Below are 23,428 nucleotides of genomic sequence, written 5' to 3'. Positions count from 1 at the left end.
TTGAGCAAGGCAGAAATCCCAGATGAAAAACGATGACGTTATTCGCCTTTCTGCTGGGCTTTTTGTTCTTTGTACTTTTCTAATAGGTTCTCCGGCGGCGGTGGAACCTGAAGAAAGAAGCCATCATTTTGTAATGAAGCCTTCACTTTTTCGATATCAACTTGTGCCAATTTACGGCCATCAAGTTTAATCGTCATGACAGCGATAGGCTTACCGAACATCTGCATTAAGGTGTCAGGAACCTGTGAAAAATCATCCTTTTTCGGAATATAGAGATAAGTACCTTCTTTTTTCGAGCTTTTATAAATAGAACAAAGCATGACACGCCTTTTATGCTGATTTAGCCGCGTTGAGTGCGGATTAGGTTGTAAACGTCAAATTCTCGCAAACTTAATAGCAAATTTGAGATTAATTCACCTATTTGCCCACGAGAGAACTTGCTGCGTCAAAGGATGAAATATAACATGACATACCTAGTTTAAGGCAACGCTCTTTCAATAAAGGCAAGAAGTCCACGATGACCCATTCACCAGACCTTAAAGGTAGCAGTTTTACATTGTCAGTTTTACACCTTTCTGACAATGAGATCGCAAAGACTGTCGAATTTTTGCAAGAAAAAGTTTCTCAAGCACCTTCTTTTTTTGCATCCGCGCCTTTGGTAATCAATATAGCAAAAGTACAAGGCGACATTGATTTCCCTAAGCTTAAACAAGGCATCTCAGATGCTGGTTTTATTCCGGTCGGTGTAACGGGCTGTAAAGACAAGCGTGTACAAAACCTTGCTTCCGAAGCTGGCTTCGCCATTATGTCGGCGAGCAAATCGCCAAGCCAAGCACCTGCCAAAATGGCACCAACGAAAGTAGTTCGTACGCCTGTCCGCTCAGGACAACAGATCTACGCAAAAGATGGTGATTTGGTGGTGCTAGCGCACGTAAGTGCAGGTGCTGAAGTCATTGCTGACGGCTCTATTCATATCCATGGCACACTTCGAGGTCGTGCGATTGCAGGAGCAAGTGGTCAGCAGGAAGCGCGTATTATTTGCCACGATTTACAAGCAGAACTGGTATCCATTGCGGGTGACTACTGGTTAAGCGATCAAATTGAAAGCGAGTACTGGCAAAAGAAAGTAATGATCAGTAAAGCCGATGAATCATTACATTTAGAAGTTCTCGCGATTTAATCTAAAAAGGAAAAAAAATGGCACGCATTATTGTAGTAACGTCTGGTAAAGGTGGCGTTGGTAAAACCACTTCAAGCGCAGCCATCGCCTCTGGTCTAGCTCTTAAGGGAAAAAAGACCGCGGTGATCGATTTTGACATCGGTTTGCGTAACCTCGATCTAATCATGGGCTGTGAGCGCCGCGTCGTGTATGACTTTGTAAACGTCATTAACGGTGAAGCGACATTAAACCAAGCGCTGATCAAAGATAAGCGCACGGACAACCTATTTATTCTTCCTGCTTCTCAAACTCGTGATAAAGACGCACTGACAAAAGATGGTGTTCAGCGCGTATTCGGCGAACTTGATGAAATGGGCTTTGATTTCATTATTTGTGATTCACCAGCAGGTATCGAGCAAGGCGCGTTAATGGCCTTGTACTATGCCGATGAAGCCATTGTCACAACGAACCCAGAAGTCTCTTCTGTGCGTGACTCTGACCGCATTCTCGGTATTTTAGATTCTAAGTCACTGCGTGCAGAACAAGGGCTAGAGCCAGTAAAACAGCACCTGCTACTGACTCGCTACAACCCATCTCGCGTCACTCAAGGCGAAATGCTAAGCGTTGAAGACGTAGAGGAGATCTTACATATTCCACTACTGGGCGTGATTCCAGAAAGCCAAGCCGTACTTAACGCGTCAAACAAAGGTGTGCCAGTCACTTTTGACGATAACACCGATGCGGGTATGGCTTATTCTGACACCGTTGATCGCTTATTAGGCAATCAGGTTGAATTTCGTTTCCTTACTGAGGAGAAGAAAGGACTCTTTAAACGACTCTTTGGAGGCTAGACATGTCATTATTAGAATTTTTCCGTCCACAGAAGAAAACTTCTGCGAATCTAGCTAAAGAGCGTTTGCAAATCATTGTCGCAGAGCGCCGCAGCCAAAATGATCCTGCGCCGTCTTACTTGCCTCAATTAAAAGAAGACATCTTGAAAGTAATCAGCAAGTACGTGGCAATTGATCCAAATATGGTTGACTTAACATTTGAGCACAAAGACGACGATATCTCAGTTCTTGAGCTGAATGTGAAGCTACCAGACGAAGAAAAGTAATCAGTTTCTCTCGCCAGACGAATGCTCTAATTAGAACGAAAAAGGTTGGCATCGAGGCCAACCTTTTTCATCTTTCATTACTTTAATGCTTTGTTCATCTTGTCGCCGAGTAAATCCAAACGCCACCCTTGCATCAAATCAGGCAATACTTCTGGGTCACGATCTTTTTTCCAAACCCAACTGATCAACTGATTGATCTGCTTTTTAGAGGCAAGGAACTCCGTGGCTAAACCTGACTTCTGCGAAGCCGATTTCACCAAGTCTTTCATATTTTTGAAGACCTGCTTGTAACCCGGATAGTCCATTAAACGCTCAATTTTCGCAGGATACTCTTCAGAAGGTGTTTGCTTCGCTTGTTTAACAATCGCGGCAATCTTCGCGCCATGGCGGTTAATCGCTCGGATATCAATATCTTCTGCTTCCATCTTCTTAAAGTTCGTTAAACCAAGACGAGCGACCGTTAATAGATCACCTTCTTTGAAGATAAAGTTCAGCGCTAAATCTCGTTTGATTGCTTCACGATAACGCCACGTCGCCAATGGCTTTAAAATCGCCAGCTCAGAAGGTTTTAATTGCCAAGCGCCCTTAATATCAAGGTAGGCATTCTCTTCATTGGTTACGTGAATACGTTTCGAAACGAGTAAATCACTTTCTTGCTGTACAGCTTCCCACCAACCTGCTTGCGTCACCTTATCGAACAGCTTTTCGTATAACGGTAACAAGTAATGAACATCTGCGGCAGCATAATCTAATTGCTTTTGTGTCAGTGGACGAGCCATCCAGTCGGTACGTGATTCACTTTTGTCAAGCTCTACGCCTAAATATTCTTCCACCAGCGATGCGAAGCCTGTCGATAGGCCGTGACCGAGAAAAGCGGCCATCAGCTGCGTATCCACCATAGGGAATGGTGTACAACCAAAAGCGTTTTGGAAAACTTCTAAATCTTCACCACATGCGTGCAGCACTTTTAGCACAGAAGTATCTTTTAATAGCGCTACAAACGGCGTCATATCCGTTAATTCAGTCGGATCAATCAGCGAGAGGCGATTACCATCGAAAAGCTGAATCAGACCTAACTGCGGGTAGAAAGTGCGAATACGAACGAATTCGGTATCCAGCATCACTACGTCTGCCTCTCGGGCATGAGTGCAAACCTCTTCTAGGTCTTTGTTTTTAGTAATAATTTGATAGTTCACATACTTCTCGCTATAAAAAATGCCAGCAAAACGCTGGCATTCTATCATTTTTTAAATCTCTCGACTCGACGAAATCGGCTTATGCGCTTTTCTTCGCAAGTTCAGCGTCATTCTCTTCGCGTAAAACACGACGCAAGATCTTACCGACATTGGTTTTAGGTAAGTCTTCGCGGAATTCAACCAACTTCGGAACTTTGTAGCCAGTTAGGTGTTCTCGACAATGCGCGATCACTTCGTCTTTGGTCAAGCTCGGATCGCGTTTCACGACATAAATCTTCACTAATTCACCAGACACTTCATGTGGCTGACCAATAGCAGCAACTTCAAGTACTTTGCCGTGTAGTGCTACAACGTCTTCAATTTCGTTCGGGTAAACATTAAAGCCTGATACTAAGATCATGTCTTTCTTACGGTCAACGATATGCAGGAAGCCTTCGTCATCGAACTTAACGATGTCGCCAGTTGATAGCCAGCCGTCTTCGTTAATCGTATCTTTCGTTGCTTCAGGTCGTTGCCAGTAACCTTGCATAACCTGAGGACCACGAACTTGAAGTTCACCAGTTTCAGTATTCGCAAGAGCGTTGCCTTCTTCGTCCACGATACGAACTTCTGTTGATGGTACCGGCAGACCAATAGAGCCATTGTATTCAACAAGATCATGCGGATATGCCGCAACCAACGGAGAACACTCTGTTAGACCGTAACCTTCGAGCAAATAGCAACCCGTGGTCTTTTGCCATCTTTCTGCCACTGAGCGCTGCACTGCCATGCCGCCGCCAACGGCTAAACGTAGATTACTGAAATCCAACTCGTGGAAATCTTCATTATTGACCAATGCATTAAATAAGGTATTCACGCCCGTAATCGCAGTAAACGGATGCTTTTGTAGCTCTTTCACGAACCCTGGAATATCTCTAGGGTTGGTAATAAGTAAGTTACGACCACCCATTTCGACAAACAGCAGACAGTTTACGGTAAGAGCAAATACGTGATACAGCGGTAACGCTGTTACGACTAATTCACGCCCCGGAGATAAAACCGGTCCGTACGCGCCTTTTGCCTGTAGAACGTTCGCAATCATGTTGCGGTGAGTCAGAATCGCACCTTTCGCGACACCTGTCGTCCCCCCCGTATATTGCAGGAATGCAATGTCATCCCCAGACATAAACGGTTTAACGTATTGTAGACGACGACCTTTACGTAGAGCCTGACGCATTGAGATAGCACCAGGTAAATCGTACTTAGGCACCATGCCCTTAACGTACTTCACGACAAAATCGACAATCGTACCTTTCGCTCGTGGCAGCATTTGACCAAGACTGGTTAACACTACGTGTTTGACTGGTGTTTTATCGACGATTTGTTCTAGCGTGTTCGCAAAGTTAGACACAATCACAATCGTCGTCGCACCTGAGTCATTCAATTGGTGTTCAAGTTCACGAGGAGTGTAAAGTGGGTTAACGTTTACGGCGATACAACCTGCACGCAAAATACCAAATAATGCTACTGGGTATTGCAGTAAGTTTGGCATCATCAGAGCAACGCGGTCACCCTTTTGCAGTTTTAACTCGTTTTGCAGATACGCTGCGAATGCGCGACTACGCTCTTCCAATTTACGGAAGGTCATAACCGAGCCCATGTTCATGAATGCTGGTTGGTCTGCATATTTTTGTACAGACTGTTCAAACATTTCTACCAAAGACTCATATTGCTCTGGATTAATGGTTTCAGGTACGTCACTTGGATAACGTGAAAGCCATGGTTTATCCACGATGTTACTCCTCGTTTATAACTGGCTAAAAAATAGCGTCCTTTTTATTTTGAAAGCTATTACAGCACAGCGAACGTGCTTGAGCACGCAACTCTCAAACACTTGTTTAAATTTTGTTAACTACACCAAGAATTCGCGTTGCGACCTCGAGTATTTGCTCTAAATGACAGTGATGACCACCCTTGACAGAAACCACTTGCGGTGGGTTCTCTCCCCAATCAGCTTGGTTAGATGGTAAATTCTGAAATCCTTGATCGCCTAATACAATCAAATGAGGACAACGTATTTGGCTGGTAATCGAGTTAGCATGCGCTTGCGCCATTCGGTAAAGCGACGCACATTTTAACTTGGCGTCATGCCGCCAATACCATTTATCTCCTCGCTGCTCTGTTCCACGCTCGACTATCGGTAGAAGCTGCTCAGCGGTTAATTGGTTGGCTTGCATGCGTAATTTTAACGCCAGATCGAAGGAGGCAATGGCTCGCTCTGGCTTGTTTTGCTGTCTTATTCGACTTAAAACGCCATCGCGAAGACGAGGCAAACTGTTAATAGGCTCTTCAGTAAGAGGTCCTGCTCCCTCAATTTGCACAAGACCTTCGACCTGCTCTGGAAACGCAGCACTATAGCAACTTGCGATTAAAGCACCAAGTGAATGCCCTACTAATATCAGTCTGTTTGGTGATAATTCGTCCAAAAACTGATACAAATCGGCAATATAGTCGTGAAAGGGGTAATAATTATCGTGAGATTTATGACTCGATAAACCGTGACCAAAATGATCGATGGCGAGGAGGTGTAAGTGAGGATTAAGTTGATTCAACTGCTCCATGAGCGCTTTAAAGCTGCCCGCATTATCTAACCACCCATGAAGAAAAACGACTGACAAGTCAGCCGTTTTCTCGTTCCCTATCTCAAGGGCTGCCATTTTGCCGGCAGGAAGCTCGAATTGACGCTCATGCATCGCAGATTATTTGACCTGTTTTATCACTTTACCGTCTTGTGGGAAATCATTACGCCACATGCGGCAGTTAATCGAGTAACATGGGTAAAAGTAGGTTGGCGAGTCATACATGCGTACACGTTCTTCAATTTTCCATAAACGGTACCCTTCCCCCTTTATTACCGGGAAGATGTAACCGTGCTCACCGATCTTTCCTTCTTCTTCCCCTGCTCCTTTGCCTACAACCGTCACCAAACGGCCTTCACTAAAGGCGACAGGCTCTAAATAGCCATCAAAATAGGCGACAAAACGCCCCGTAGGCTCTTCATCGATATCAGGTTTACCAGACTTACTGATAGGAAGGTTTACAATCTCTAGACGCGTTTTATCTTTAAAGTTATCCACTTTAGCGATGATTCCACCAAGGCGAACATCTTCACTCACTTGCCCCTGAGACTCAGCAAAAGCTTTATAGTCTGTAACGACCAATTCTGTGCTTGCATTTAGCTCCTCAGGCAACGAGCTACACGCAGACAAACCAACCGTAGCAAATAATGCGAGAAAAAACCGTCCAAAAACCTTCATAAACCACCTTTCAATATTAGTAACCCCAAGCTGGGGAGATCTCACACGTAAATATCGACACCAAGTAATTGAGCCAGTTCCTCTTTTTTAGCTCGATTCATGACATCCATGTACTGCTCCATTGCTTTACGTGCGCCCCCTTCAGGAAGGTCATATTGCACTTGAGCTCGGTGAATTTGGGACTCATCCACGTGTTTTATGGAGTGCGCCACGGCGTTAGCAACCTTTGAAGGCTGACCTACAGGCTGCTTTGTTTGTGATTTATTTACCGGCTTCTTTTGACTGGCTTTATTAGTGCGATTTGCACCGGGAATCAAAGAAGGAGGCAAGCCATTAATCGACGCCATAGCACTCCATAAAAATACAGGGCAAACGCCCTGCTTTTTGTCAGGTTAATGAAAAACGGACTATTCGCGACCAGGAAGTTTTTTCCATGTCACATTATCACGTAAATAAACAGGGCTCGAATCTTCGACCGGCACGGTATTACCCTTTTTAAATTCTTGTTCAGCAAGAATCACGATGTCTTGTGAATCAGGGTACAGAACGTCACCATGCGTCAAATTAAACGGTAGGCCTGCTAATACTTTTTGGTAAGCATCCCAACCAGTACCTGCTGTCGTCCACGTTTTGTCGTCTGCTTGTGCTTCTTCAACGAGACGTGCTGGTGGAATTACGCACTCTGCATCCATCCCTGCCCACTCACCGTTTGCTTGGCGAGTGTAACGTGCCCAGTAAACTTCACCCATACGTGCGTCAATAGCCACAGCGACATCGGTCACACCATGCAAGCGATAGCTACCTTGAGCCATTGCAGCCAGCGTTGAAACGCCGATCATAGGTAAGTCAGCACCGAACGCCAAACCTTGTGCGATACCAATACCGATACGAACGCCAGTAAAGCTACCTGGACCACGTCCAAACGCTAACGCATCCAGCTCTTGTAGAGTCAGGCCAGCTTCTTTGAGTACTTCATCAACCATTGGCAGTACTTTTTTGGTGTGATCGCGTGGTGCAACCGCGCTACGTGAAATCACTTGATCATTAGCCAACAACGCAACTGAACAGTTTTCAGTCGCTGTATCGATAGCAAGAATTTTTGCGCTCATTTAACTCTCTACAACTTTCATTTATTGGGTTATGCCTCAGCACTTGCGTCTGTGACAGATTGTTCTGCTTTCAGGAATGCTTTGATTCCATCTAAGTCTCGCGTCCTTGGGATAGGTGGTAGGCTTCCGAGGAAAATACCACCATAGTCTCGCGTGACGAGGCGATTATCACAAATGATCAACGCACCGTGATCCTTCTGATCTCGAATTAATCGCCCGACTCCCTGCTTTAACGTAATCACTGCATCCGGGATTTGTACTTCAGCAAATGGTTCACCGCCACGTAATCGACAATCCTCGATACGGGCTTTGAGTAACGGATCGTCAGGGGCGGTAAACGGTAATTTGTCGATAATAACACAGCTCAGCGCATCACCTCTAACATCAATCCCTTCCCAGAAGGCGCCTGTCGCCACGAGTAAAGCGTTACCCAGTTCCATAAACTCCGCCAAAGTTTTCTGCTTACTCATCTCCCCTTGCATTAACACAGGCAGCTCAAGTACTTCTCGGAACTTCTCACCTAGTTCACGCATCATGCTGTGCGAGGTACATAAAAAGAAGCAGCGACCATCATTTTCTTCAATCACCGGAGCAAGCATTCGGACTAACTTATCCGCTAAGCCGTTACTGTTTGGCTCTGGCAAATACCTTGGCACACAAAGGCGCGCTTGTTTTTGATAATCAAAGGGGGACGGCAGAGAAAATTGCTTTGTAGGCTTGAGGCCAAGGCGCTCAGTAAAGTGCTTGAAGTCGCCCGATACGGCTAGGGTTGCTGACGTGAAAATCCACGCGCCTTGTTTAATCTCTATTTGCTCATGGAACTTGTCCGCGACAGAAAGAGGCGTAATGTGCAGAGCGAAATGACGAGGCGAGGTATCGTACCAGTATGAGTAACCGGTAATATCGACATCACAGACGCGGTCGATGCGGCCTTTGATCAAATTGGCTCGTTCAAAAGCGGTATCCAGTAATTGACTGCGCCCTAAAGCTATTTTGAGTACATCAATCGCCAATTCGAGGCTGTCAGTTAAGCGCAATAATTCTCGCTTAATAGAACCTGATTGCAACGCCTCACGCCAGTTGCCACGAAAGCCTGGCTCACCCAAGACAATCCGCATGTCCATTGCGCTTTGCATGAGTTTGTCGCCCACTTTTTGCAATTGACGCATATCTTTGGCTTCGGTGCGATAGGCTATTTCAATGTCTTTGGCAAGATCGTGAATTTGGCGGCTTGAAACTGACTGGCCGAAATATTCGCTCGCAATATCTGGCAACTGATGAGCTTCATCAAAAAAAAACACATCGGCTTCTGGAATCAGTTCACCGAATCCTGTTTCTTTAATCGCTAAATCAGCAAGAAACAAGTGATGGTTCACTACAACAATGTCGGAATCCATGGCTCGCTTACGCGCTTTCAATACAAAGCAATCAGTGTAGCTCGGACATTCTTTACCTAAACAGTTATCATTGGTTGAGGTGATGGTCGGAATGATCATGCTGTCTTCTGGTAGATCATCACAATCCCCAAGGTCACCTGTTTTGGTTTCTGATGACCAAGCACGCACTTTAACCAGTTGAGTTAATAACGTCGGGTCAGATTCATTAGTGTGGCTTTCGACCATTTGGCGGCTCAAACGATCCAAACACAGATAATTAGAACGCCCTTTTAATAACGCCACTTGGCCATAAAAACCAAGCGCATTGACCATGAGCGGTAAGTCACGATGGTACAACTGCTCTTGCAAGTTTTTCGAGCCTGTACTGATGATCACTTTTTTACCGCTCAACAGCGCAGGGACTAGGTATGCGAAGGTCTTACCGGTTCCGGTTCCTGCCTCCACCACCAACTGGGTTTGATCTTTGATCGCTCTGCTGACGGCTTCCGCCATATCGATTTGTGGCTGACGAGCTTGAAAGCCAGGAATGGCCTTACCTAACGCGCCATCAGAGGAAAAAGTTTTTGCGATCATGCTTGGTATTGAGTTTGAAAAATTATCGAGAGTATATCAGAGGAATAGGAGTGACATCAGCCCACAATCTGACCAGCTTGCGGCGACACGCGGATATTTTGTTGAAACCAACGTAAGAATAGATTATTTATGGTGAAACATGGCAGTACAGTTACACCCGCCAGGGAATAATAACAAATTCGTACGCTAAAATATTAATGCATGGAAGTACCTGATTTATGGAAAAGAAAACACTGTTGACCCACTGTTCTGACGCCCCGGGTCTCATCTCGAAAATTACTAATATCTGTTACAAGCACCAACTCAACATCGTTCACAATAACGAATTTGTTGATAATACCAGTGGCCACTTTTTCATGAGAACGGAGTTGGAGGGATACTTCAACGATCAAACGTTTCTTGCCGACTTGGACCAAGCTCTCCCGCAAGGTGCTAAGCGTAAATTGGTTGGCTCTCGCCGTAAGCGCATCGTCATTCTCGTCACAAAAGAAGCGCATTGTTTAGGCGATATTCTGATGAAAACCTACGATGGAAGCCTAGATGTTGAGATCGCTGCAGTGGTGGGGAATTACGACAAACTGCAAACTCTCACTGAACGCTTCGACATTCCTTACCACCACGTGACCCATGAAAACCTTAGCCGTGAAGAACACGAGCAGAAGATGCTAGAAGTGATCGATCAATACGATGCTGACTTTTTGGTGCTAGCTAAATACATGCGCGTATTAACGCCGACGTTTGTTGAGAAATATCACCACAAAATCATTAATATTCATCACAGCTTCTTACCTGCTTTTATTGGCGCGAAGCCATATCAACAAGCTTACGATCGCGGTGTGAAAATCATCGGTGCAACAGCGCACTTCGTGACTAATGATTTAGATGAAGGGCCGATCATCAAGCAAGACGTAATTCCTGTCGACCATACATTCAATGCCCAAGATATGGCGCAAGCGGGACGCGATGTAGAGAAGAACGTATTGAGTAAGGCTTTGAATAAAGTGATCAATGACCACGTCTTTGTTTATGGGAATAAAACAGTGATCCTGTAATCCCTCCGTACTAGTTACAACGATAGTGAAACCCGTCCAACTTGACGGGTTTCATCTTTTCAGAAGATCCCCACCCCCTCCAATTCTAACCATCAAAGTTAAACCGATACGTTATAATTTTTCATTTCTCTACAACTATTTACCGAGAGAATGATTCCGTTTATCATTTATCCTCCTTATAATAAACCACGTTAATATTACGGAATTAAAATGAAAAAAACGTTAGTGGCTTTTCTGATTGGGCTGACTTTACCAGCAACCACAATCGCAGATACTCTTGAGCCTGTTCAGAATGATGTACCCACTCGCATTATCGGCGGCGAACCTGCCAACACTTCCGACTGGAAATTTATTGCTTCACTGGTACGTAAAGGACAACCTACATCTATTGGTCACTTTTGTGGTGGCAGTTTCCTAGGTGGAAAATACGTATTAACTGCTGCGCACTGTGTGGAAGGTCTTAATGCGGACGATATAGATATCGTTCTTGGCCTTTATGACCAAAACAACGAGTCTCAATCACAGCGTATCGCTGTTAACAATATCTATTCACATAATGAATATAACAGCAATACAACGAACAATGACATCGCTCTTATTGAATTAGAACACAATATCGATAGCGCAACGATTGACCTGGCAACGCCAGAACTTTTAGATAGCGTACGCGTAGGAGACAAGTTGCACGTGGCTGGATGGGGAAATACGTCCACGACAGACCGAATATACCCAACCGTTTTACAACAAGTAGATTTGGAATACGTAGATCGAGCTACCTGCCAAAACCTACCAGGAAACTACTCTAATGTATCAGATGACGGCATTTGCGCTGGATACTATTGGGGAGGTAAAGATAGCTGCCAAGGAGATAGCGGCGGTCCGCTCATCGTTGACGATAACGGCATCAACAAGTTATTAGGGGTGGTCAGTTGGGGTGATGGATGTGCTCAACCAAATGCTTATGGTGTTTATGCAAACGTCGCTCATTTTCAGCACAATGGTTGGATAGATAGTCATCGTAATACTATCAGCTATACCCAGTATCGAGATCTTCATTTCGTTGAGCGAAAAGGACAGCAAGAGACCTTTACTATTCGTAATGACGATACTATCCCATTCAACATCTACGAAAGCACAATATCATACGGAAGTACCATAGAGAAAAGCACTTGTACTGGTACCTTAAAGCCTTCTCAAAGCTGCCAAATTACCGTGGGTTACCAACCTAGCTATTCAGAGTCAGTAACAACGATAGAGCTCTTTACCGATCATCCGAAACTGTCCAAACTTACAACAACGTTTAAGTATACAGGTGTAGATAAAGCAAGCAACTCATTGAGCAGTGCCATCCCACTAGCTGGCGCAAATGTTTACACCAATGAATACGCTTGGACAACTGAAAATGGTGAGCTTCAGTCAGCAGAAATGGGAATGTCTACTGGTGCATCCATCTTGCATTTAACCGATTTGCCAAAAGGCAAACTATCCATGGATTTTAAAGTCCTATCCGATGGTTTCGATTATTTTGTCGTTTTTGTCAATGGCCAAGAGTATGACTACACCCGCCAGCTTCTTGATTATAGTGAACTTTCTATCGATTTTTACAGGAAGTCAAACACGGTTACTTTTGCTTATCTGAAAAATTACGAGTTTAGCGGTGGTTACAACGCGCAAGCGTATATTCGCAATATCAAGATGTCAGTTAGTTCAGATAACACTAGCGAGAGCAGCGTAACCAAAACATCAAGTTCAGGCGGCAGCTTCTCAATTAGCCTATTAATGTTGCTGGCCGCAGGTCCTTTCCTGCGTCGCAAAAAAGGACAATAAGATGCAATATGTACTCAAAACAATGCTGCTTGGCTTGAGCTCCATCAGTTTAGTCGCTTGCTCGGCAAATACAGAAACGCAGCAAGGTCTAGAGTCTGAACATCAAGCCATCATGGTTGAAGCGTATCGAACTAGCGATAGTCAAATTTCATTTATCGCCGAGTCTAATGGCTGCAGTAAGAACGATGACTTTAGCTTGAAAATAGAGCAAAAATCTTCAACGGAAGCCCTACTCACAATCGTCAGGAACAAAGTGGATCATTGTAAACGAATGCCGTTTCCAAAGACTTTCACACTCACTCTAGATGAAGAGTTGAAAGGCAAAAAACTTTCCATTACCAACCCAAAACGCAAATCACCGGCTAAATAGTGATTCGCTTACGAAAGGGAGCCTCGGCTCCCTTTTTGCCTATCGCAACTCAGCAATTCTCACCCTAGCGTTTTACGCCTGCTCAGACTCCACAATACGCTTAAGTGAATGCGGGTGCAGTTTGATACAAATGCCTTGGTACTTAAACGCCACTGTTGGGTTATTCAAGCGTTCGCCATCCCCTTTCGGGCTCGACAGTTTGATCTTCACACCTAGCTCTTCCAACTCATTAAAACGCGCGCCAAACGCTGGGTAAGTGTGTTTCAAATCAGCAAGAAACTCGTCTGCAGTTTCGGCATGAGACGGAATCACAAACTCCACATGTTCCCAGCTTTCATTTGGGTAGATTTTGCCTTCCGCAGGGTATGGCAGTTCCAGACACTCAATCTTCCAACCACGGCTTTCCAACGCTTTGTCGAATTCGATAACGATGATTGGACGACCGTTGATTTTCGCTTGTGAAATCACCTTACCGTATTGATTCCATGCTTCATGCGCGGCTTTTGCTGTTTCAGTATCATTAATTCGCAGCGCAATATGGTCAGCTTGAGCAAAGCTCAGATCCAGTTTTAACAGGGATGCAAGCTCTTCAATCTTCGCCATAAATTCATCCAGATCTTGGATCATCAATTTAGGCGCTAGGCGTTTTTCAACTAGTTGAGTCGTCATTGTAGCTCTCTTATGGGGCGATTTATCTCATTACTCTGAGCACAATAGTAAACGCAAACTAAGCCACATTTCCATTCAATCGAAAAAGTATAAATTTCCCCAATTCCTCTCTGTATGAAAAGCAATAAAGTTGTTATCATTAGCCCCATTTTTGTGAACTCCAACAGAACTCGGCACTTATTTCGCCGAGTTCTTCGTCCTTGAATTGAAGGAAACGCGTGTGAATATCCAAGCACTTATTAATGACAAAGTATCTCAGGCTCTAGAAGCCGCTGGCGCACCTGCAGGCAGTCCTGCGGCAGTACGCCAATCAGCAAAGCCACAATTTGGTGACTACCAAGCAAACGGCGTAATGGGCGTTGCTAAAAAACTGGGTACTAACCCACGAGAATTTGCACAGAAAGTACTGGATGTTCTAGACCTAGATGGTATTGCGAGCAAGACAGAAATCGCTGGTCCTGGTTTCATCAACATTTTCCTAAGCGAAGAGTTCCTAGCAAAACAAGCGGAAGCAGCACTGGCTGATTCACGTCTTGGCGTTGCGGCAGACGAAGCTCAAACTATCGTTGCTGACTACTCTGCACCAAACGTTGCTAAAGAAATGCACGTTGGTCACCTACGTTCAACCATCATCGGTGATGCGGTAGTACGTACTCTTGAGTTCCTAGGTCACAAAGTGATCCGTGCGAACCACATCGGCGACTGGGGTACTCAGTTCGGTATGCTTATCGCAAACCTTGAACGTGTACAACAAGAGTCTGGCGAAGTTTCTATGGAACTTGCGGACCTTGAAGGCTTCTACCGCGAATCGAAAAAGCTGTACGATGAAGATGAAGACTTCGCAGTAAAGGCGCGAAACTACGTTGTGAAACTGCAAAGCGGTGACGAGTACTGTGCAGAAATGTGGAAAAAACTCGTTGATGTAACCATGATCCAAAACCAGCGCAACTACGACCGTCTAAACGTGTCACTGACTCGTGACGACGTAATGGGCGAGAGCATGTACAACGACATGCTTCCTAAGATCGTTGCAGACCTAAAAGAACAAGGTCTTGCCGTTGAAGATGATGGCGCGCAAGTTGTATTCCTAGATGAATACAAGAACAAAGATGGCGAACCAATGGGCGTTATCGTTCAAAAACGCGATGGCGGTTTCCTATACACAACAACAGACATCGCATGTGCAAAATATCGTTATGAAGAGCTAAGCGCAGACCGTGTGCTTTACTTCATCGACTCACGTCAACACCAGCACCTAATGCAAGCTTGGACAATTGTTCGTAAAGCAGGCTACGTACCTGAGTCAGTATCTCTTGAGCACCACGCGTTCGGCATGATGCTTGGTAAAGATGGTAAGCCATTCAAGACTCGTGCGGGTGGTACCGTTCGTCTTGCCGACCTTCTAGATGAAGCAGAAGTTCGTGCAGCACAACTGATCGAATCTAAAAACCCTGAACTAGATGCGGAAGAAAAAGAGAAGATCTCTAAAACAGTTGCAATGGCAGCGGTTAAATACTCTGACTTATCTAAACACCGTACGACTGACTACGTGTTCGATTGGGACAACATGTTAGCGTTTGAAGGTAACACAGCACCATACATGCAATATGCATACACTCGCGTAGCTTCTATTTTCGCTAAAGCTGGTGTTGCTATGGACGCTCTCCAAGGTGACATCAAAATCACTGATGAGAAAGAGAAAGCACTTATTGCTAAACTTATGCAGTTCGAAGAAGCGGTTCAATCTGTCGCTCGCGAAGGTCAACCACACATCATGTGTAGCTACCTATTCGAACTAGCAGGTCAGTTCTCTAGCTTCTACGAAGCATGCCCTATCCTAGTTGCTGAAGGCGAAGCAGTGAAACAAAGCCGTCTGAAACTAGCAGCGCTAACAGCGAAGACCATCAAGCAAGGTCTGTCTCTACTAGGTATCGATACTCTAGAGCGTATGTAAGCGATTCTAGAATCGAGACGATTTAGAAAGGTTGGCGTGAAAGCGTCAACCTTTTGTTTTATCTGGCGTATACTGATGTCATTCAATTCAAATCGGATAATATAATGAGTTTTGAACTGCACCCTCAATTGGCAAAAGACACTACCGTTATCGGTCACTTCCCACTGTGTGTGGCACTTCTGCATAAAGACAATGCCGTGCCATGGGTTATCTTGGTACCAAAACGTGCAAACCTAAAAGAGCTTCACCACTTGCCAATGCAAGAACAGCAACAGTTTTTGCTAGAGTCTCAAGCGGTAAGCCAAGCACTGGAAGCAACATTCCGTCCAGACAAGCTAAACCTTGGTGCGCTAGGTAATATGGTGCCACAGCTGCACATTCACCATATTGCTCGCTTCAAAGATGACGTCGCATGGCCGGGACCGGTTTGGGGGAACACCAAAGGTGAATTCCGTACAGAAGAAGAGCAAAACGAATTACTTGGTCGCATTAAAAACGTGTTGTCACTGAGCTCTATTTTCCACAAAGCTTAACTGGAAAACTTTGCAAAATCTGAGCTTATAAGTTGAAAAAAGCCGCATCATTGCTGATGCGGCTTTGTCGTTTTTACGTGATAATTTTTAGGTGACTAATTTTGATAGTCGCTACATGGTGACTGTCAGAGACAAACCATCTTGTTTAGTCACTGAGTAGCGAACACGAGTCACGTCATGAGCTTTATTAGTGTCAACTAAGCGGCTAATTTTGCCCTTCTTAATCCACACGTTTAACATCGCGTCGACGCCATCTTCACTCATCCCAAACTGTTTAGCCAGATCTGACTGGGAGACGGTTCCTTTGTCTGCAATGTATTGATAAAGCTCTTTTAAAATCATGCTATTTGCGCCTCTAATGCGCCGTTTTGTTTCTTACCAACTTGTTTGAACACACGGTATGTGCCAAAGAAGATAGCTACGATCACAGCCATCCAAATACCACTTGTTACTGGGCTATCTGCGAAATGCGTCAATTGGTTGTAGAACGTCGCACATAGGTAAGCTAATCCCATTGTCCAAACCGCGATAAAGCGTGCGAACTTATGACCAAACTCACGCACATAAGCCCCCATCGCCGCCACACAAGGAGTGTACAGTAGGATAAAGATTAGGTAAGCAAATGCGGCATTGCCAGAAGCAAACTGCGATTTAATGTTACCGAAGATAGAAGCATCGACTTCTTGTTCTTCGGCAACGGCATTTGAGTCAGTTAAGTCACCCACTTCAATACCTAGTGGATCTGAGTAGCTCAAACCAGCTAGGTTTTCGGGGATACTCATTACTGCCTCTTCTAGGCTGCCCATTAGGTCAAATTCTGCGTCTTCGCCGTCGCTTGGCGTCGTGTATAGACTGTTCAGCGTACCAACTACCGCCTCTTTTGCGAAGATACCGGTAATGATACCTACCGTCGCCGGCCAGTTGTCTTCTTGAACACCGATTGGTGAGAATACTGGAGTCACAACTTGCGCTGCTTTAGAAAGCACAGAGTTTTCGCTGTCTTCGTTACCAAAACTGCCATCAGTCCCCAATGAGTTGAAGAAACTCAGAATAGCAACAACGATAACGATGGTTTTACCTGCACCAAGTACAAAGCGCTTTAGCTTTTGCCAAGTTTTGATCACCACGTTTTGTAGCGTCGGAAGCTCGTAATCAGGCATTTCCATTACTAGGCTATCGCTGCTACCTGGGTAAAGCGTGTGCTTAAGGAAAAGACCTGTGAAGATCGCTGCCACAATACCAAGTAGGTAAAGTGCGAATACAATGTTCTGGCCAGAACCTGGGAAGAATGCCGCAGCGAATAGCGCGTATACAGGCAGACGAGCACCACATGACATAAATGGCGCCATAGATGCAGCCAGTTTACGCTCACGTTCTTGGTCTAGAGTACGAGTTGCCATGATTGACGGTACGTTACAGCCAAAACCAAGAACCAACGGTACAAATGCTTTGCCCGGTAGGCCGATCTTCTGCATCACTTTATCTAGTACGAATGCTGCACGAGCCATGTAACCTGAGCTCTCAAGTACCGCTAGGAAGAGGTACAAACACGCGATAACTGGAATAAAGGTTGCAACCGTTTGAATACCGCCGCCTAAACCATCAGCAATCACCGTAACCAGCCAAACAGGTAGGTGACCATCTAACAAGTGATGTCCACCATCAACCAATAATGCGCCCACACCAATGTCAAAAAAATCGATAAATGCACTACCGATGTTAATCGAGAACATAAACATCAGGTACATAACAACAAAGAAGAAAGGAATTCCAACCCACTTGTTCAAAATAAACTGGTCGAGTCTTTCAGTCACACTACGACTTAACTTGCCTTCGCTTCGGCGAACTTTTTTACACTGTTCATGCAGATGCGTGTACTTAGTATCCGCGACATGCAAATCGATATCCAAATCTAACGTCGTAATGACTTCCAATACTTTGCTTCTATCAATATCAGAAAGACTATTGAGCACCATTGTGTCTTTTTCAAGCGCACGAATCGCTAGTGCACGATGAGCGACGTTTTGGTCGTTAAAAAGTGCGGAAACCGTTTGAATTGCCGACTCCATCTTCTCACCGTAATGCAAAGACAATTCTTTAAGTGGCACTCCTTGAACGATGGATTTATGGAGCTTTTCTTTAAACTCTGCCACTTGAGTTTTATTGGTTGCAGATAAACTGACAACCGGACAACCTAACGTTTTCTCAAGCTCTGCAACGTTAATCATCTGACGTTCACGCTTTAGCGCATCCATCTTGTTGAGGACAACAATCATAGGGCGACCAAGTTCGCGAAGTTGCAGCGTCATGTATAAGCTGCGCTCTAAACTTGTAGCATCCACCACGTTAATAATGAGATCAGCAGGATGAGTTAGAACCGCACGCGATGCGATGGATTCATCAATACTATTACTATCATTACCACTGTCTAATGAGTAAATACCCGGAAGGTCAGTGAGCAAAAACTCATCCCCAGCATGCTTGAATTGTCCCGTTTTCTTTTCAACCGTGACGCCTGCCCAGTTACCAACTTGCTGTTTTGCGCCAGTTAAACCATTAAATAGCGTCGTTTTACCACTATTAGGGTTACCTACGGTTAGCACTTGATATTGCATTACACTCGCTCCACTTCAATTTTCTGAGCAATTGTTTCTCGCAATGCGACAGACACACCACGGACTTCGACTTGTAAAGGATCGCCCATTGGCGCACGTCGAATCACTTTGACTTCTGTATTGGGAAGCAGCCCCATTACCATGAGTTTCTTTCTGATATCTGATGAAAGACCATCTAACAACCGAATCGTCACCGTATCGCCAGGATTAATCTCTGATAACTTCATAGTGGCCCTTAAGAGTATTGCTAATGAGAAATATTATTATTTAATAAGTTTAGGTTGCCAATATTACTCCCCTATACCCCTTCAATCCTTGTGTGAAATCAAAGATTCCGTAAATGTTTTCACGCTTTCAAACGTTAACTTCGTAAATTTCCTCTCGTTATTTACGTCAAAATTAACAATTAAAAATGACACCTAACGAAACAAAAATGTCACAAACCAAGATAGAAAACAAAAAATACAAATTAAAACAATTGGTTAAGTAAAAAACCAAACGTTGTCGCTTTTCTCATATAAACATGGCGTTATTTTTATAAGAAAAATAAGTAACCTCTCGTATAGTTACTCCATCGAGAGGGCAACCTCTCTAATAAATTCCAGAGGTGGCATGGCAACATGTCACTCCGGCAGCAAGCGAAGGTGTCCTTGACACCCGTGGTATAGTCCCCCCGGCTATACCACGATATTTTTTTTCATCTCTTTCAAAACTTCTTTACCTTATTCATCTTTTCAACACAGTTTTCGTTTTCACGAATGTCGCACACCATCATTCACCCAAATGAACAACGCTCTTTTGATACAGCAATACAACTGTCATTTATTTGTTGCAACTATCAATAAATCATTCTCTTGAAGCCATTTATGCTTATTGCTATGAACATCGCGACTAACAGATAGAACGTGATCGTGCTTACGTGTTGAGAATGGATTTGTAGGCTAGATGTGATGAAAAAACAATGAAACTCACTGCGTTAGCAACTGCAGCAATAATAGAGCACTGCATGCAGCTCCCCAGCATCTTAACTATTAACTAGGGAGCGTGTAATGAAGGTTTTCTAGTTAATTTCTTGGCTTTCTTGAGTCAAAGCAAACTTGGACGGGGGCAAACCAAAATGTAGCTTAAACTTTTGGCTAAAGTAAGATGGATCATTAAAGCCACAGTTAAAGGCGACTTCACTGATTTTCTCACCCGCCAATAACTGTTCACACGCCGTTTCTAAACGAACCTCTGTGACATAGTCTTTTAACGTTCTTGACGAGGCAGATTTAAAACGTCTCTGCAAAGAGCGTTCAGACATATACAGCATTTTAGCGGCTGACGCAGTGCCAAATTCAGGATCATGGTAATGCTCTGCCACTAATTGATAGACTTTTTGCAACCACTCTTTCTCTGGTGTGACTTGATCTTCTGCAATAGTTACAGGATTGAGTTCTTGCTGCGGTTCATCCAGATAACTACTTTCCTTCGCAGATGGCCATGTAATCTCGACTTTGTTTTGAGCATCAGAAGAGAAGACAGCCAAATAACCACCACTCGTTGTCACTAATTGGGCAAGGTGGTCAATACTCAACTCAGAGTGATTTAAGTTAGATGGAAACCCAGTCGCGACTTTATTAGGTAATTGCGTCCCGTAATCAAGAAAGCTCAATGACACAATATCATGCCCCTCTTCTAGCATAATTCTAACCGTTTGACCTCGGAAAGAGCGCTTGATGATATTGGCAAAAATGCTATTGAAAATAACATCAAGATTAAAACTTTCCAGAGCAACCCGGCTCTGCTTGCTCTCATCTTCTAGCTCTACCAAAATACCCGCTTTTGCAAAGTCATCTTGCCATACATCAACCACTGACTGAGTTATCTGACTCAAGTTGTAGTTCTGGCTCCCACCACTTACATCACTTGGAACACTTTTGAGTTCATTTAACTGCCAATTCGTTTTAGCCAAATGATCCTCTGTCGCAGTATCCAGAGGCATAGGTAGTTTCGCCACAATAAAGTCGACGCTTGATTTTATGGATAGAGCTACATGGTCTACGAGTAGGTTTCTAACTTGAATCTGTTTACGTAATTGCTGGTTGCTCGTAAGCAACACTCTACTTTGATGTCTTAACTGATTCGTTTTGAGGGTCACTTGAGCTGCTAGATCACGGTTAGCCTGTACAACGTAGCGCGAGCGCCAGAATACGAGTACTGCAACGACCGCAATACTAGCTACGACAAAGCCTAAAATAGCAAATCGCGATAGATACCAAGGATGAAGGACGATAAAGTGAGATTCTAAACCAACGACTCCAGCGGCAACTTGAGACTCATTACTGACCTGCAAGTGATATTCACCGGAACTAAGGTGCTCGAGTGTCAGTTGGCCCCCCTCTAACGTTTGCCATGGGTCATCGTTGTTCAATCGATAGTACAAATTTTGACTGTCTGGTTTTGGCATCACACCGAATAAAAAACTCAGCGAAGATCCATATGGCAGTGTGATCCCATTCAGATCGGCACTACCAACTTGCAGAACTTCATTTTCAAGCACAACTTGGCTAACAATAAACTTAGACTCTGGGGGATTAGATACAAGCAGCTTGGATGCTTCTGCTTTTACGAGTCCGTACTTCGACCCCAGAACAAGCTCTCGCTCACCAATTTCTGTCTGCTGTATAACGCTACAAATACCAGGGAGGAACTCATTGTTCATTAAGCCTGATGACGATGAGTAATGTTTCACTAACTCACCCGAAAGGTGGTAATAGCTTAAACCGACAGAGGAAGCTAACCATATACCTTGCCTGTCTCTGATCAAGCAAGCAGGTCTGGCGTTGGGCTCACTCATTTCAACAACACGTTTTTCATCGCTTCGTGTATCAGTTTTAAACACACCATAAGATGAAGCAAACCACTGGCTGCCATCAACCGCCGTGGTCATGTCTAATGATTCACCAAACTTTTCTGAAAAACGGATAAACTGGATGTTGTCATTACTGTATTGGTATACGCCATGATCGGTGCCTATTAATAGGGCATCTTCAGTATCATATAGGCGCGTAACCTTAGCAGGCAAATACTGACTTACTAGCCACTCACTTCCAAAGTTTCGTACGCTTTGTGCAGCAGTATCAACATTGTAAAGATGGTATCCGCTTGATACCCAAAGACGGTCATCACCATCAACGGTCACATGCTCTACGGCATGTCCGGCCATAACCTGTAAATAAGGAAATGTAATCTTGTTGAGACCATTTAGCTCAAATATTTCCAGCCCTTTTGAGGTTGCAAGCCAAAGCATGCCGTTTTGAAACGCAAATTCATTGATCTGCGACTCCAACTCTAAGACTTGGTTAATCCCACTCTTTCCTGAACGATAAATCTTTCGGTCATCAGCAAACCAAAGCGCACCATCAGGACCTTCAATAGTTTGCCGAATTCGTCCTGATAGGGTGTGTGAGTCATAACTACTAAAGGTCACTCGTTCAAATTTTTTACTAAATAGCGAGTAATAACGAATACCTTGGTTAGTCGCAATCCACATCCCTCCCATATTGTCACTCAACAACGAATAAATCTTCGTGTTATCTAACTCTAACTCAAGAAAACTTGCAGGCGCGACTTCGGTGACCTCACCTGAAAAAAATGAGTACAAATAAAGGCCATGCTCTGTCCCCACCCAATACTCTTGATTTGTCTCTGCGAATGTCAAAACATGTGAGCCGCCAATTCTAATCACTTCTTTATCAGGCTGGTAAATGTTGAAAATTAAAGCGCCACGCAATGTACCTATCAAAATTTCTCTTCGCGTGTGTGAATAATAGACTTTCTCAATGTAGTTTTGACCTGAGGCAGCGACATGGTCAAACTTATCACCTTCAGAAAGATAGAAGCCGGAAGTCGTTGCTAGTGCCCACTTCGTTTCAACTAGCACCGCATCATTAATGTAAACGTAGCTATTATTACTATGTTGATAGAGCTGCAATAGAGAGAAAGAGTTTAACTCGCTAGTGTCGATATTGTAGGTATAGAAATGCGCGCCATCACTCACCCAAATATAGTTCTTTGAAGACCCTATTTTTCTTATTTGTGAGCCTGGATTTAAACTAAAGACTAAACGTCGCTCCTGATTTGGATAAGTTCGATAGACCTCATTTTCAATAAAGGTCCAAAAAGCACCTTTATGATAGGCCAACTGCTTGGCCGACGTTTGTAGGAAGCTACCTGATTTAGGCAATATAGTTTGACCATCGTAAAACAGGACTCTCCCGTGTACGTCATGAATCCACAAACCACCCTTTTCACCCAAGAACAACTTTTTAGCCGCGATAAAAGTACCCTTTGCCTGAGTTGGCAAAGGGTAAAAGATTGCATTTGCATTATGAAGCGCAAATGCTTGGTAGGATAAGACAAAGCCCAACAGAGCAAGGGCTAATTGGCGTAGCAAGACGAAAACCTTTTGTATCAATTTGTGCTCTGAAAGTGACCGTTCATCGTTTGTAAAACATGGATTGATACGGTTATTTTGAGCTGATAATTATTGGTAATGATATCTCAATTACTTTCTGAG

Annotated in this window: 21 protein-coding genes; 8 read left to right on the top strand and 13 right to left on the bottom strand. The window is 44.2% G+C overall.

From position 1 onward, the window contains the following. Positions 1–38: 38 nt before the first annotated feature. Positions 39–320, bottom strand: a complete 282-nt coding sequence (locus R7E78_RS08915; protein ID WP_005382303.1) for a YcgL domain-containing protein — start codon at positions 318–320, stop codon at positions 39–41. 197 nt (positions 321–517) lie between these two features. On the opposite strand from R7E78_RS08915, the gene minC reads away from it, so the two are divergent. Genes minC through minE form a run of 3 tightly spaced genes read left to right on the top strand, consistent with a single transcriptional unit; the run spans position 518 to position 2,276 of the window. Further along, positions 518–1,180 (top strand): septum site-determining protein MinC, encoded by a 663-nt coding sequence (gene minC, locus R7E78_RS08910; protein ID WP_005382304.1) that lies wholly within the window; start codon positions 518–520, stop codon positions 1,178–1,180. Positions 1,181–1,197: 17 nt separating this feature from the next. Then, positions 1,198–2,010 carry a septum site-determining protein MinD gene (minD, locus tag R7E78_RS08905; protein WP_005388331.1) on the top strand — a complete coding sequence of 271 codons (813 nt, stop codon included), beginning with the start codon at positions 1,198–1,200 and terminating at the stop codon, positions 2,008–2,010. 2 nt (positions 2,011–2,012) lie between these two features. After that, positions 2,013–2,276: a cell division topological specificity factor MinE gene (gene minE / locus R7E78_RS08900; protein ID WP_005388332.1), complete on the top strand. Its 264-nt coding sequence runs from the start codon at positions 2,013–2,015 to the stop codon at positions 2,274–2,276. A gap of 77 nt (positions 2,277–2,353) precedes the next feature. Here the strand turns inward: minE and rnd are convergent, their stop codons facing one another. The 7 genes from rnd to R7E78_RS08865 form a co-directional block, all read right to left on the bottom strand. Beyond that, positions 2,354–3,472, bottom strand: a complete 1,119-nt coding sequence (gene rnd, locus R7E78_RS08895; protein ID WP_318057860.1) for a ribonuclease D — start codon at positions 3,470–3,472, stop codon at positions 2,354–2,356. A gap of 79 nt (positions 3,473–3,551) precedes the next feature. After that, the gene (gene fadD / locus R7E78_RS08890) at positions 3,552–5,243 is read right to left on the bottom strand and encodes a long-chain-fatty-acid--CoA ligase FadD (RefSeq protein WP_005382216.1); all 1,692 of its coding nucleotides are present in this window, start codon (positions 5,241–5,243) and stop codon (positions 3,552–3,554) included. A 106-nt stretch (positions 5,244–5,349) separates the two neighbouring features. Further along, positions 5,350–6,204 carry an alpha/beta fold hydrolase gene (locus R7E78_RS08885; protein ID WP_047102882.1) on the bottom strand — a complete coding sequence of 285 codons (855 nt, stop codon included), beginning with the start codon at positions 6,202–6,204 and terminating at the stop codon, positions 5,350–5,352. Between the two features lie 6 nt (positions 6,205–6,210). Then, entirely contained in the window at positions 6,211–6,768 is a 558-nt protein-coding gene (locus tag R7E78_RS08880; protein WP_005382214.1) for a Slp family lipoprotein, read from the bottom strand. Positions 6,769–6,809: 41 nt separating this feature from the next. Further along, positions 6,810–7,115 carry a hypothetical protein gene (locus R7E78_RS08875; RefSeq protein ID WP_005382213.1) on the bottom strand — a complete coding sequence of 102 codons (306 nt, stop codon included), beginning with the start codon at positions 7,113–7,115 and terminating at the stop codon, positions 6,810–6,812. Positions 7,116–7,175: 60 nt separating this feature from the next. Further along, positions 7,176–7,877: a tRNA (adenosine(37)-N6)-threonylcarbamoyltransferase complex dimerization subunit type 1 TsaB gene (gene tsaB / locus R7E78_RS08870; protein WP_318057859.1), complete on the bottom strand. Its 702-nt coding sequence runs from the start codon at positions 7,875–7,877 to the stop codon at positions 7,176–7,178. A 29-nt stretch (positions 7,878–7,906) separates the two neighbouring features. Next, positions 7,907–9,847, bottom strand: coding sequence for an ATP-dependent DNA helicase (locus tag R7E78_RS08865; protein ID WP_318057858.1), 1,941 nt, complete (start codon positions 9,845–9,847; stop codon positions 7,907–7,909). A 218-nt stretch (positions 9,848–10,065) separates the two neighbouring features. On the opposite strand from R7E78_RS08865, the gene purU reads away from it, so the two are divergent. From purU to R7E78_RS08850, 3 genes are all read left to right on the top strand, one after another. Further along, the gene (purU, locus tag R7E78_RS08860; RefSeq protein ID WP_005382206.1) at positions 10,066–10,899 is read left to right on the top strand and encodes a formyltetrahydrofolate deformylase; all 834 of its coding nucleotides are present in this window, start codon (positions 10,066–10,068) and stop codon (positions 10,897–10,899) included. A gap of 210 nt (positions 10,900–11,109) precedes the next feature. Next, positions 11,110–12,726, top strand: a complete 1,617-nt coding sequence (locus R7E78_RS08855) for a serine protease (protein ID WP_318057857.1) — start codon at positions 11,110–11,112, stop codon at positions 12,724–12,726. A 1-nt stretch (position 12,727) separates the two neighbouring features. Next, on the top strand, positions 12,728–13,096 hold the full coding sequence (locus R7E78_RS08850) for a hypothetical protein (RefSeq protein WP_154204751.1): 369 nt from the start codon (positions 12,728–12,730) through the stop codon (positions 13,094–13,096). 72 nt (positions 13,097–13,168) lie between these two features. Here the strand turns inward: R7E78_RS08850 and R7E78_RS08845 are convergent, their stop codons facing one another. After that, positions 13,169–13,765 carry a VOC family protein gene (locus R7E78_RS08845; RefSeq protein WP_250654264.1) on the bottom strand — a complete coding sequence of 199 codons (597 nt, stop codon included), beginning with the start codon at positions 13,763–13,765 and terminating at the stop codon, positions 13,169–13,171. A gap of 220 nt (positions 13,766–13,985) precedes the next feature. On the opposite strand from R7E78_RS08845, the gene argS reads away from it, so the two are divergent. Next, complete coding sequence (gene argS / locus R7E78_RS08840; RefSeq protein ID WP_318057856.1) at positions 13,986–15,719, top strand: arginine--tRNA ligase; 1,734 nt, start codon at positions 13,986–13,988, stop codon at positions 15,717–15,719. A gap of 104 nt (positions 15,720–15,823) precedes the next feature. Then, a complete protein-coding gene (locus R7E78_RS08835) occupies positions 15,824–16,252 on the top strand; it encodes an HIT family protein (protein ID WP_213903601.1) in 429 nt (142 codons plus the stop codon). 111 nt (positions 16,253–16,363) lie between these two features. Here the strand turns inward: R7E78_RS08835 and R7E78_RS08830 are convergent, their stop codons facing one another. The 4 genes from R7E78_RS08830 to R7E78_RS08815 form a co-directional block, all read right to left on the bottom strand. After that, the gene (locus R7E78_RS08830; protein ID WP_318057855.1) at positions 16,364–16,594 is read right to left on the bottom strand and encodes a FeoC-like transcriptional regulator; all 231 of its coding nucleotides are present in this window, start codon (positions 16,592–16,594) and stop codon (positions 16,364–16,366) included. Beyond that, a complete protein-coding gene (feoB, locus tag R7E78_RS08825; RefSeq protein WP_318057854.1) occupies positions 16,591–18,867 on the bottom strand; it encodes a Fe(2+) transporter permease subunit FeoB in 2,277 nt (758 codons plus the stop codon). The genes R7E78_RS08830 and feoB overlap by 4 nt, the downstream gene beginning before the upstream one ends. Further along, complete coding sequence (locus R7E78_RS08820) at positions 18,867–19,094, bottom strand: ferrous iron transport protein A (RefSeq protein ID WP_005382190.1); 228 nt, start codon at positions 19,092–19,094, stop codon at positions 18,867–18,869. The genes feoB and R7E78_RS08820 overlap by 1 nt, the downstream gene beginning before the upstream one ends. 833 nt (positions 19,095–19,927) lie before the next feature. Continuing rightward, positions 19,928–23,305 carry a helix-turn-helix domain-containing protein gene (locus R7E78_RS08815; RefSeq protein WP_318057853.1) on the bottom strand — a complete coding sequence of 1,126 codons (3,378 nt, stop codon included), beginning with the start codon at positions 23,303–23,305 and terminating at the stop codon, positions 19,928–19,930. Positions 23,306–23,428 lie beyond the last annotated feature (123 nt).

The organism is Vibrio sp. YT-19(2023) (genome assembly GCF_033337395.1).
The sequence above is the reverse complement of the archived record's forward strand: the minus strand, read 5'-3'. Positions and strand labels throughout refer to the sequence as shown.

Bases quoted from the DNA above. Each gene is read 5' to 3' on its own strand.
- R7E78_RS08915 (WP_005382303.1), bottom strand. From the start codon at position 320: ATGCTTTGTTCTATTTATAAAAGCTCGAAAAAAGAAGGTACTTATCTC.
- minC (WP_005382304.1), top strand. From the start codon at position 518: ATGACCCATTCACCAGACCTTAAAGGTAGCAGTTTTACATTGTCAGTT.
- minD (WP_005388331.1), top strand. From the start codon at position 1,198: ATGGCACGCATTATTGTAGTAACGTCTGGTAAAGGTGGCGTTGGTAAA.
- minE (WP_005388332.1), top strand. From the start codon at position 2,013: ATGTCATTATTAGAATTTTTCCGTCCACAGAAGAAAACTTCTGCGAAT.
- R7E78_RS08885 (WP_047102882.1), bottom strand. From the start codon at position 6,204: ATGCATGAGCGTCAATTCGAGCTTCCTGCCGGCAAAATGGCAGCCCTT.
- R7E78_RS08880 (WP_005382214.1), bottom strand. From the start codon at position 6,768: ATGAAGGTTTTTGGACGGTTTTTTCTCGCATTATTTGCTACGGTTGGT.
- R7E78_RS08875 (WP_005382213.1), bottom strand. From the start codon at position 7,115: ATGGCGTCGATTAATGGCTTGCCTCCTTCTTTGATTCCCGGTGCAAAT.
- tsaB (WP_318057859.1), bottom strand. From the start codon at position 7,877: ATGAGCGCAAAAATTCTTGCTATCGATACAGCGACTGAAAACTGTTCA.
- R7E78_RS08865 (WP_318057858.1), bottom strand. From the start codon at position 9,847: ATGATCGCAAAAACTTTTTCCTCTGATGGCGCGTTAGGTAAGGCCATT.
- purU (WP_005382206.1), top strand. From the start codon at position 10,066: ATGGAAAAGAAAACACTGTTGACCCACTGTTCTGACGCCCCGGGTCTC.
- R7E78_RS08855 (WP_318057857.1), top strand. From the start codon at position 11,110: ATGAAAAAAACGTTAGTGGCTTTTCTGATTGGGCTGACTTTACCAGCA.
- R7E78_RS08850 (WP_154204751.1), top strand. From the start codon at position 12,728: ATGCAATATGTACTCAAAACAATGCTGCTTGGCTTGAGCTCCATCAGT.
- R7E78_RS08845 (WP_250654264.1), bottom strand. From the start codon at position 13,765: ATGACGACTCAACTAGTTGAAAAACGCCTAGCGCCTAAATTGATGATC.
- R7E78_RS08835 (WP_213903601.1), top strand. From the start codon at position 15,824: ATGAGTTTTGAACTGCACCCTCAATTGGCAAAAGACACTACCGTTATC.
- R7E78_RS08830 (WP_318057855.1), bottom strand. From the start codon at position 16,594: ATGATTTTAAAAGAGCTTTATCAATACATTGCAGACAAAGGAACCGTC.
- feoB (WP_318057854.1), bottom strand. From the start codon at position 18,867: ATGCAATATCAAGTGCTAACCGTAGGTAACCCTAATAGTGGTAAAACG.
- R7E78_RS08820 (WP_005382190.1), bottom strand. From the start codon at position 19,094: ATGAAGTTATCAGAGATTAATCCTGGCGATACGGTGACGATTCGGTTG.